Source organism: Actinomycetes bacterium (assembly GCA_036000965.1).
Classification (GTDB): domain Bacteria; phylum Actinomycetota; class CALGFH01; order CALGFH01; family CALGFH01; genus DASYUT01.
In genome coordinates this window covers 1-9,534 of sequence record DASYUT010000219.1, presented here as the reverse complement: position 1 = coordinate 9,534, position 9,534 = coordinate 1, and the positions used below count along the sequence as shown (strand labels likewise).

The 9,534-nt window shown below is 71.6% G+C and carries 11 protein-coding genes and 1 pseudogene; 7 read left to right on the top strand and 5 right to left on the bottom strand.

Annotated elements, in window-relative coordinates; genetic code table 11:
• Positions 1-25 precede the first annotated feature (25 nt).
• From VG276_20090 to VG276_20070, 5 genes are all read right to left on the bottom strand, one after another.
• On the bottom strand, positions 26-1,138 hold the full coding sequence (locus VG276_20090; protein HEV8651626.1) for a cation:proton antiporter: 1,113 nt from the start codon (positions 1,136-1,138) through the stop codon (positions 26-28).
• Positions 1,139-1,718: 580 nt separating this feature from the next.
• The gene (locus VG276_20085) at positions 1,719-2,222 is read right to left on the bottom strand and encodes a hypothetical protein (protein ID HEV8651625.1); all 504 of its coding nucleotides are present in this window, start codon (positions 2,220-2,222) and stop codon (positions 1,719-1,721) included.
• Positions 2,223-2,852: 630 nt separating this feature from the next.
• A complete protein-coding gene (locus tag VG276_20080; protein HEV8651624.1) occupies positions 2,853-2,996 on the bottom strand; it encodes a hypothetical protein in 144 nt (47 codons plus the stop codon).
• Positions 2,997-3,088: 92 nt separating this feature from the next.
• The gene (locus VG276_20075) at positions 3,089-3,445 is read right to left on the bottom strand and encodes a hypothetical protein (protein ID HEV8651623.1); all 357 of its coding nucleotides are present in this window, start codon (positions 3,443-3,445) and stop codon (positions 3,089-3,091) included.
• Positions 3,446-3,663: 218 nt separating this feature from the next.
• Positions 3,664-3,867 (bottom strand): hypothetical protein, encoded by a 204-nt coding sequence (locus VG276_20070; GenBank protein ID HEV8651622.1) that lies wholly within the window; start codon positions 3,865-3,867, stop codon positions 3,664-3,666.
• A 386-nt stretch (positions 3,868-4,253) separates the two neighbouring features.
• On the opposite strand from VG276_20070, the gene VG276_20065 reads away from it, so the two are divergent.
• The 7 genes and pseudogenes from VG276_20065 to VG276_20035 all read left to right on the top strand — a co-directional run.
• Positions 4,254-4,892 carry a DNA-3-methyladenine glycosylase 2 family protein gene (locus VG276_20065; GenBank protein ID HEV8651621.1) on the top strand — a complete coding sequence of 213 codons (639 nt, stop codon included), beginning with the start codon at positions 4,254-4,256 and terminating at the stop codon, positions 4,890-4,892.
• A gap of 43 nt (positions 4,893-4,935) precedes the next feature.
• Positions 4,936-5,424 carry a hypothetical protein gene (locus VG276_20060; protein HEV8651620.1) on the top strand — a complete coding sequence of 163 codons (489 nt, stop codon included), beginning with the start codon at positions 4,936-4,938 and terminating at the stop codon, positions 5,422-5,424.
• Positions 5,425-5,751: 327 nt separating this feature from the next.
• Positions 5,752-5,967, top strand: coding sequence for a hypothetical protein (locus VG276_20055; protein HEV8651619.1), 216 nt, complete (start codon positions 5,752-5,754; stop codon positions 5,965-5,967).
• A 50-nt stretch (positions 5,968-6,017) separates the two neighbouring features.
• Complete coding sequence (locus tag VG276_20050) at positions 6,018-7,094, top strand: sigma-70 family RNA polymerase sigma factor (protein ID HEV8651618.1); 1,077 nt, start codon at positions 6,018-6,020, stop codon at positions 7,092-7,094.
• 62 nt (positions 7,095-7,156) lie between these two features.
• The gene (locus VG276_20045; GenBank protein HEV8651617.1) at positions 7,157-7,747 is read left to right on the top strand and encodes a dihydrofolate reductase family protein; all 591 of its coding nucleotides are present in this window, start codon (positions 7,157-7,159) and stop codon (positions 7,745-7,747) included.
• A 1-nt stretch (position 7,748) separates the two neighbouring features.
• Positions 7,749-8,529 (top strand): annotated as a pseudogene (locus VG276_20040) (alpha/beta hydrolase).
• 752 nt (positions 8,530-9,281) lie between these two features.
• On the top strand, positions 9,282-9,534 hold a 253-nt coding region (locus VG276_20035; GenBank protein ID HEV8651616.1), incomplete at its 3' end, for a hypothetical protein.

The window sequence follows — 9,534 nt, the reverse complement described above, 5'->3', positions numbered from 1 at the left end:
CGGGAACTCGAAAGCGGCCGCCCGGCTAGCCGGGCACGCCCACGAGCTCGCCCAAGCGGAGGGTGGCACCGCGGAAGCCGTCGGCGTTCCACAGCTCGCTGGGCGGCGCCGCGTCGCGCCGGGGGCTGCGGGCGACGGTGCGGCGGCTTCCCACGCGAGACCGGTACAGCAGGGCTGGCAGGCCGCGGACGATCAGCAGCATGGCGAGGAACACAGGGACCAGGCGCAGGTTGGCCGGGTCACCGGTGAGCGCCCGGAGGTCGAAGCGCACCCCGCTGACCACGAAGAAGAACGGCACCAGGAACCCGTAGCCGAGGGCTTCCAGCTTCATCCGGAACCTCGGGTGGGTCATCATCTCGTCCCGGTCGACGACCCTGAGGATCGCTCCGGCCAGGAAGGCGCCCAGGATTGTCTCCAGCCCGAGCCGCTGGGCGACCAAGACCAGCAGGGCGAGGAGCAGGACGGCGCCGCGCACCCGGATCTGGGCGCTGGAGTCCTGCAGCCGGCCGAGGTCCGCCGACAGGCGGAGCGAGCGGCCCGCCCTGGCCACACCGACGCCGACCCCGACCGCCAGCAGCACCAGGCCGCCGATCAGCAGCAGCTGCGCCCCCGGCCCGGTCGCCTCCCGAGAGAAGAACAGCGACAGCAGGATCACCGCACCGAAATCGGCGATCGAGGCCGCCGCGATCACCAGCTGGCCGAAGTCCGACTCGACCTGTCCGGCGTCCTTAAGTACCGGGATGACCACCCCAAGCGAGGTCGCGGTCAGGATGATCGCAACCAGCAGCGGGGTGTCCACCAGCCCGACCGCCGCCAGGCCGGCGGAGACGGCGAGCCCGATGGCAAACGACACGGCGAAGCCGGTGGCGACCAGGCCGAGCAGCTTGCCGCGCAGGTGGTCAACGTCGACCTCGAGGCCGGCCAGGAACAGCAGGAACGCCAGGCCCAGGATCGACAGCACCTGGAGCGGCACGTCGACCCGGACCCAGCCGAGCACCGAGGGGCCGAGCACGATCCCGATCACGATCTCCAGCACCACCGAGGGCAGGCGCAGGCCGGGGGCCAGGCCGAGGAGCAGCGGGACAAGGAAGGCGACGGCCGCCACGGCCGCGACAGCGGCCAACGACAGCTCAGGCATAGCAACCTCCGGGCTACGGTGTGGCGGCCGTCGCTGTTGCGACCGTGATTGGGTCAGTAGTCCCGGCTGGCCGGCTGTCTGTTACACCTGCCCTGCGGCCAGGTCCGGCAGGTCTCGGAGCAGGCGCGCGGCCGGCGGAGGTTCCCGAGGGATCGGCAAGCCGACGCATCGACGCGTTGTCGTGAGCGATCCATTCGATGGCGCCGTCGTCGCGGTCCAGGCAAGGATCCTCACCAAGGTCGCGTCATCATGGGGCGTCGGACTCGGTCCAGCTCACCCAGCAGCCGGATGCGAAGTGTGGCTGACCCCATGGGATGCTCTCCCAGTGCCTGACATCGAAGTCCCCCGTCGGCGGCGCCGGCTGATCCACGGCCACGATTCTTGCTGATCTTCGAGCCGCGAGACACTCCTCGAGTCGCCCGGGGTTGTCGCCGGCGGCATCGCCCGCAGCCGACCCTCCATGCGGCCCACGATGGTGACGGGTGGCGCCGTCGCGGAGCGGCCGGCGGGCACAGGCCAGCCCAAGTCCGCTGGCGCCGCGGTGACCAGCGCGTTGCCCTGAAGCTCCATCCGCAGCTCCCTAAGGGGTGCAGAGCTCGCCGACGTAGTCGCCACCGCCACCGGCGGTGGCGGTGAACGTGCCCTGGGCGCGCAGCACCCCGGTGGCGCCAGCCCACTGCCCGGTGCCGGCCACCACCGTGTCGACCTCGGCGAAGTCGCCAGCACCGCTGGTGCGCAGCACGATCGCGTCCTTGGTCGACAGCGTGCCACCACCGGCGGTGAGCAAGTTGTCGCCGGTCAGCAGCACCACCGCGGTGGTCGGGGTGTCCACGGTTTGGATCAGGCTGGTCCCGGTGAACACCGAGGTGGCCTTGATGCCGCCCTTGTACGCGCCGGTCGCGCAGATCCCGACCGGCGAAACGCACGCCGGGCCGGTGAGCGGGGTGAGGGTGAAGCTGCCGCTGACCTTCTTGCAGGCGGCCGCCTCGGCGCCGCTTGCGGCCAGAACCAGCGGCAGGAGGACAGCGACGCCGACCAGCAGCCGCCGCGGCTTGTGGGCCATGCGTTGGAACGGACCGGACATGGGTGTACCTCCTCCGCTTGAACCGGTTGGTCTGGTACAGCATGCGCGCGGTGGGCCGCCCGGTCGATACGGCAAGCGCCCGACACCGAAGTACTGCACCGGAGAGGAGGGCCGCCCGGCCCGCCTTGAATACCCGAGGAAGCCGTCTTGCTCCGACGATGACCAGCAGGCCAAGACCTCGCATGCGGTCCGGCGGATCCTCACCTCTCGATCACGCTGATGGGGCGTCCACGCGTGCGCCTACGCCGACGAGCGTCCAGCACCGACGACGATCCAGTGCCGGGCTGCAGACCGTGGTCGATCGTGCTGCCGTGCTCATTCACGACTCGTTCACCAGCCGCTCAGGTACCCCAGCGGATCAGGAACCTCACGCGGACGGACGTTCGGACCTGCAGGATCTCGATACGGCATGGCCAGTCAGCTCGGGGGTCCAAGTCGCTGGTCGCGCTCCAGTCCCATCTGTTGACCCCGTGTCCAGGATTCGAACCCTGTGAACCCGGGCAAGAACGCCGAGGACACGACCCTACCGCAGCACCGCTGCGGCCCCACGCTCGCCCACTGTCCAGGCCAAGCGTCGGTCAGTTGGACCTCCAAGTCAGGGCCGTAGCCCCAGTCGCGACAACTCCCCCATCAGCCACCTGCGGCCACCCGAAGCTCGGCCCGCATCCGCTTGACCGACCACCCCTGCTCCACATAGCGCGCCTGGAGGTAGGCGGCCAGATCCGCGAAGCCGAGCTCCGCCAGCCGCGCCGCCCGACGCGCCTGCCATGCCACCGACTGCACTCGCCGCCCCGCAGCCGCCGCCCACTCGGCGGGCGTTCGCCGTACCCGTCGGATCCCATGGCGGTCCAGCAGCCGCCGCACCGTCAGCCGATGCGCCCCAGCTCCGCCCCAACCTCCGCCAGCAGCCACCCCTGCTCCACGACCCGGTTGGCCAGGTAGACTCCCACCTCGGCGAAGCCCAGCGAAGCCACGCGGGCGGCGATCCGCTCCTCGGTGTACCGGCGTCGCTGCTGCGCCAGCCGCTGCCGGCGGGGCGCCAGCCGCACCCCGGACGGCGCCAGCGCCGCCTGCACTTGCCAGTCGCTGATCCGAAGCTCCGTGGCGATCCGCGGCACGCAGTAACCCGCGTCGCAGCGGGCCTGCAGGTAGGCCCCAAGGTCGTCGAAGCCGAGCGCACCGGCGCGTTCCTGCAGGCGCCGAGCGCGGCCGCCATCGGCCACAACCCGCCCGCAAGGCCCAGCCGACGAGGCATTTCTGCTGGTCGTGGGTTTGCCCATGCGTTGCCGGTCACCCCTGGGACGACGATAGGCAAACTGGCGATGACCAGCGCGTTTCCACGGCGATCCGCCGAGCCTGGGCGACGGCGATGGGCAACAGGTGCTTACTGGCACGACCCTGGACAACCTCGGGAACCGGCTGTGACCAGGAGGTTTCCCTGTCAAGGGCACCAGCGCGCCGCGACAACCCGGGCCAGCCACCACGGGTCGGGGCACCCGTAGGGCATGGGCAAGACCGCCGGCTGGAGCATGAGGGCCTCGCAGCGACCGCCGGCCTCGATCAGGTCGCGCTTGTACTGCTCACGGGCGTCGACGGCCTGCACGCGGAGCACGTCGCCGAGCGGGGTCCCGCGCTCGACGGCCACGACCAGCCGTCAACGAAGCAGGCAACCGGCGGCATCGGCAGCCGCACGGCGAGCCCTCCATGGCGGTCGTGAACGGCTCCCCGGCCCGCAGGTCGGCCAGGACCACGGCTGAGCAACGCTTACCTCGAGCGGCGGCTCGGCGTAGCCGCCACGACGAGGACCTGGAAGACGGCCAGCAAGCTCCGCGATCTCGCAAGCCTGGACACACTGCCGGCGTCTGCTGGCCGCCCTGCTCGCGCCGGCCCACCATCGACTGGCTGGCGGTCGCTCACGCCGCCCTGGTCGCCGCGGCCTCCTGGACCCCGTCGATCAGGAATACGGGCGGCCACGGCGGCGCTGCCTCCGATGAGCATGGTCCGGATCGGCGGACGGGATCGAGGGGTCGCGTGAGCGAGCAGGTGAGGGGTGGCGAGACGGCGGCGCTGGCGACCCTGCGGGAGGCCGACCCGGTCATCGCCGCGCTGATCGACGCGAACCCGGACTACGACCCCAACGCGTGGCTGGAGCGGCTGCCGGAGATGGACGCCTTCGGCGTGCTGATCTTCCAGGTCATCGGGCAGCAGCTCTCCGTGGCGGTCACGCGGACGTTGCTGGGCCGCCTTCTGGACCGCTTCGGCGGGCAGCTGCCCACGCCCCGGGACCTGCTGGCCGCCAGCCCTGAGGACATCCGGGCCGCCGGGCTGTCCCGCCGCAAGGTGCAGACGCTGCGCGAGCTCGCCGAGCGGTTCGTAGACGGCCGGCTCGACCCGGCCGAGCTCGAGCGGCTCCCCGACGAGGAGGTCGTGGCGCGCCTCACCGAGGTCCCGGGCGTCGGCCGGTGGACCGCCGAGGGGTTCCTCGCGATCGCCCTGCATCGCGACGACGTCGTGCTGCCGGGGGATCTTGCGCTCCGCAAGGCGATCCAGCGCGCGTACGGGCTCGACCACCTCCCCAGTCAAGCCGAGGTGGTGGCCATCGCCGAGGCGTGGCGGCCGCACCGCAGCCTGGCGGTGAGCTACCTCTTCGCCTCCGTGTACGGCGCCTAGGCCCGGGCCGTCCTGCGAGGGTGTAGCTTTGCGGGGGTTGTCGATGCCGACCAGGACGTCGTCCAGGGCCATCAACGGCCAGCAGCTCCGCCAAGGCGACGACGTCCGGAATCGGCTCGCGCTCGCCTGCCGCATGGGAGGCGAGGTGGGGAGGCGCACGATGCAGCCAAGGATCGACCGAACACGGTTCGGCTCGGTCACCATCGACGGGAAGCCCTACGAGCACGACGAGCACGACGTGCTCATTCGCCTCGGCGGCAGGGTCGAGAAGCGCAAGAAGAAGCTGTCCAAGGCCGTCTATGGCACCTCACACACCATCTCGCTGGCCGAGGCCAAGCACGTCTACCAGCAGGGGGCGGCGCGGCTGCTCATCGGTGCGGGGCAGTCCGGCACGGTCACGCTGTCGCAGGAGGCGGCTGCCTACCTTGAGCGCCACGGCTGCCAGGTGCAGCTGCTGCCGACACCGGAGGTCATCCCGGCCTGGAACCAGGCCGAAGGGGCCGTGATCGGCCTGCTCCACGTGACCTGCTGAGGCGGTCACTGCCCGGTCGGGGCACTCCAAGAGCGGTCCATCGCAACCCAGGACTCTTGCCGCGCCGAAGTCGCGGGCCGACCCGCCCAGCCGCGCAGCGCGGCGAGATCCCTTGCGGTCACCGCACCGGCCGCGACCGTGGCCGGCTCGGCGTCAGGGGTCCTCCTCGATCGCCAGCAGCCGCGCCATGAACGGACCGCCCCGATGCTGCTGGAGGTGGGCCCGCCCGCTACCTGGACACCCTGGCCCGCTTCAAGAGCACCCTGGACGTCGAGACGATCGTGCCCAGGCACGGCCCTGGCCGACGCGCGCTCCCTGGACGCCTGGATGGCCTACCCCCGCGAGCTGCTGGAGGCGGTGACCCACGCCCGCTGGCTGGGGCTGAGCGCCCTGGCCACGGTCCAGACGGTGCCGCTGCCCCCAGGGCACGGGTTCCCGCGCTGGCACCCGGCCGCCCGCATCAACTGGCTGGTTCACGACCTGCACCGGCTCAACGTGCTGGCCACCTACCGGGACCTCGAGCGCCACCCCACTGCGGCCTGAGTCACGCAATGGCCGTCAGCGTGCCGGGGATCAGGCAGTACAGTCGCACCGTGACCCCGACCGACCAGACCGAGGACGCCGCCATCCTGGCCGCGGTGCGAGCCGGCGACCAGGCGGCGTTCGCGGCCCTCGCGGAGCGCTATCGGCGGCAGCTGCACGTGCACTGCTACCGGATGCTCGGCTCGTTCGAGGACGCCGAGGACCTGGTGCAGGAGACCCTGCTGCGGGCGTGGCGGAGCCGCTCCAGCTTCCAGGGCCGCTCCCTGTTCCGCACCTGGCTGTACCGGATCGCGACCAACGCCTGCCTCACCGCCCTCCAGCGCGGCCCGCGCCGCGTCCTGGTCGCCGACGTCCCCCCACGCGACCCCGGCGTGGACCTACCGCTCGAGGAGCGGCCGGACGTGGGCGCGCCGCCCGCCGAGCTGCCCTGGCTCCAGCCCTACCCGGACCACCTGCTCGACCAGGCCGCCCCGAGCGACGCTGAGCCCGATGCCGTGGTCGTCTCCCGCGAGACGATCGAGCTGGCGTATCTGGCCGCCATCCAGCACCTGCCGCCCAGACAGCGGGCCATCCTGATCCTGCGCGATGCGCTGGGCTGGTCGGCGAAGGACACCGCCGGCCTGCTCGAGACCAGCGTGGCCTCGGTCAACAGCGCGCTCCAGCGCGCCCGGTCGACGATGCGGGCGCGGCTGCCCGCACGGCGGCTCGACTGGACGCAGGCGACCGGGCCGACCGACGACGAACGCTCCGTGCTCCGGCGCTTCATGGACGCCCACGACCGGGCCGACGTGGCCGCGTTCGCCGCGCTCCTGCGCGAGGACGCGCGGCAGGCGATGCCACCGCACCCGCTCTGGTACGACGGGCGCGAGGCCATGGTGACCCTGTTCGACCGCTACATCCATCCCACCTCGCCGAACTACCCGGGCCGGCTGCGATGCGTGCCCACGGCCGCCAACCGGCAGCCGGCGGTGGCCGTCTACGTCCGGCGGGAGGGCGACGACCGGTACCGGGTCCTCGGGCTCAACGTGCTCGAGATCGAGAATGGGCTGGTGAGCGCGATCACCTCGTTCGGCGTCCAGCTGCTCGGGGCGTTCGGCCTCCCCCAGACGCTCCCGGCCGACCGATGAGTTTCCGGTCGATCGGGGTCCAAGCAGAGGCAGGCAATGTCGTCCCCAATGAGGGAGGTCCCGTGAACCTGATCGTGTCCGAGTTCCTGTCGCTGGACGGGGTCATGCAGGCGCCAGGCGGCCCCGAGGAGGACCGCAGCGGAGGGTTCGAGCACGGCGGCTGGCAGATGCCCTACTTCGACGAGGCCGCCGGGAACGCCATCTCCGAAGGGATGACCACCGCTGGCGGGTTCCTGCTGGGGCGGAAGACCTACGAGATCTTCGCGGGGTTCTGGCCGTCGCAGCCCGACGACGACCCCATCGCCGCCACCCTGAACAACCTGCCGAAGTACGTCGCCTCCACGACCCTGGAGGAGCCCCTGGAGTGGCGCAACGCGACCCTGCTCAAGGGCGACGTCGCCGAGGCGGTCGCCAAGCTCAAGCAGCAGCCCGGAAAGGACCTGCACGTCATCGGCAGCGGCGAGCTGGCCCAGACGCTGATGCGCCACGACCTCGTCGACGAGTACCGGCTGATGCTCCACCCGCTGGTCCTGGGGAGCGGGAGGCGCCTGTTCCGTGACGGGAACCCAAGGGCCGCGTTGCGGCTCGTCGACAGCAAGACGAGCAGTACCGGCGTCCTGATCCTCACCTACCGGCCAGCCAAGGAGCAATGACATGGACAGCGTGACCTCCAGCGACGGCACCACCATCGCGTTCGACCGGTTGGGCGAGGGACCGCCGGTGATCCTGGTGTGCGGCGGGTCGACCGACCGGATGGTCAACGCGCCCCTGGCGGCGCTGCTGGCCCGGCAGTTCACGGTGTTCAACTACGACCGCCGGGGTCGAGGCGACAGCGGGGACACGCCCCCCATACGCCGTCGAGCGCGAGGTCGAGGATCTCGATGCGGTCGTCACGGCGGCCGGTAGATCGTCGTGCGTGTGGGGCAGCTCCTCCGGGGCGGCCCTGGCGCTCGAGGCCGCGGCCAGCGGCCTTGCGATCAGCAAGCTGGGGTTGTGGGAGCCGCCCTACCGGCTCCAGGACGGCGGCCCCCGGCCGCCGGCGGACACCGCCAAGGTCTACACCGAGCTGGTCTCGCAGGGTCGGCGCGGCGACGCGGTCGAGTTCTTCATGGCCAAGGTGGTGCGCCTTCCCGACGAGTTCGTCGCCCAGGCACGCAACGCGCCGTTCTGGCAGGCGCAGGAGGCCCTGGCCCACACACTTGCCTACGACGCCACTATCATGGGCGACTATGAGGTGCCGGCCGAGCGGGTCGCCTCGGTCACCACGCCCACGCTGGTGCTGACGGGTGGGGCGAGCCCCCCGTGGATGCACGAGACGGCGCGAGCGATCGTGGGTCTCCTGCCCGAGGGGCGGCACCGGGTCCTGGAGGGGCAGGAACACAACGTCGCCCCGGAGGCCATCGCCCCCGCGCTGGAGGAGTTCTTCGCCGGCTGACCCTCCAACGCCTCCTCGGCGCCTGCTAGCGGGGCCGTTGACACCGCGCCGAGCGGCTTCGCTAGGCCAGGTCTCGGACGGTGCGGGAGAACCTCCGGACGTCGCCGACGAGTAGGTCGGGCGTGCCAGCGTGGACTCCGCCAGCGTGGGCGCCAACCGTGGGGGGGCCACGTGGGCGCAAATCCCGTCGATCGCGGCAAGCCGGGGTCCAAGCTCCACCTGGTCAGCGAGCGGCATGGCCTGCCGCTGACCGCCGCCGTCACCGCCGCCAACGCGGGCGACACCACCGTGTTCGCGGGCGTTGGACGACGTGCCCGCGGTACGCACGCCGTCGGGACGGCGGCGATCCCGGCCCGGCAAGGTCGACGCGGACCAGGCCTACGACCATGCCGCCAACCGTGCCTGGCTGCGTCGTCGCGGGATCACGCCGCGGATCGCCCGGCGTGGAGTGGAGTCGTCAAGCAGGCTGGGATGCCACCGGTGGCGGATCGAGCGGACGTTGTCGTGGCTGTCGTGCTACCGGCGGTTGGGGATGCGGTGGGATCGGGGTTCGGAGCGGTGGTTTGCGTTCGTGCTGCTGGCCTGCGGACTTGTCTGCTTCAAGCGGCTCTCGCCACCTGAACGGGGAGCGCAACGACGTCTAAGCTTGCGTTTTAACCCTGGGTGCTGGGCGGGCGGCGTAGCCCGTGACGTTGAACGGCCATCGTGTGATCCTTCGGGAGCAACTGTGCAGAAGCTACGAAGGAGACGCGATGGCCGCACCGTTGCGTGTGTACCCATCCGACCTGGCCGCCCACCCCTGGCGCACGGTGGCGCTGGAGCCGCTGCGGGCGTTCCGCGCCGAGCTGCACGCCTGTCTTACCCGCCGCGCCGACGCCCTGTTCGACCTTGGCGACGCGCTGCTGTGCGCCCCAGCACCGTTTGCGTCCCTGCCGCACCTGAGCCTGGACCCGGCCCACCAGCGCGGCTGGGGCAGCACCTACGCCGCGCTCGTCGCGGGGCGGA

What these genes read in the sequence shown, in the direction of transcription:
- VG276_20090 (HEV8651626.1), bottom strand. Translation starts at nt 1,138, where the DNA reads ATGCCTGAGCTGTCGTTGGCCGCTGTCGCGGCCGTGGCGGCCGTCGCC.
- VG276_20085 (HEV8651625.1), bottom strand. Translation starts at nt 2,222, where the DNA reads ATGTCCGGTCCGTTCCAACGCATGGCCCACAAGCCGCGGCGGCTGCTG.
- VG276_20060 (HEV8651620.1), top strand. Translation starts at nt 4,936, where the DNA reads ATGCCGACCAGGACGTCGTCCAGGGCCATCAACGGCCAGCAGCTCCGC.
- VG276_20055 (HEV8651619.1), top strand. Translation starts at nt 5,752, where the DNA reads ATGGCCTACCCCCGCGAGCTGCTGGAGGCGGTGACCCACGCCCGCTGG.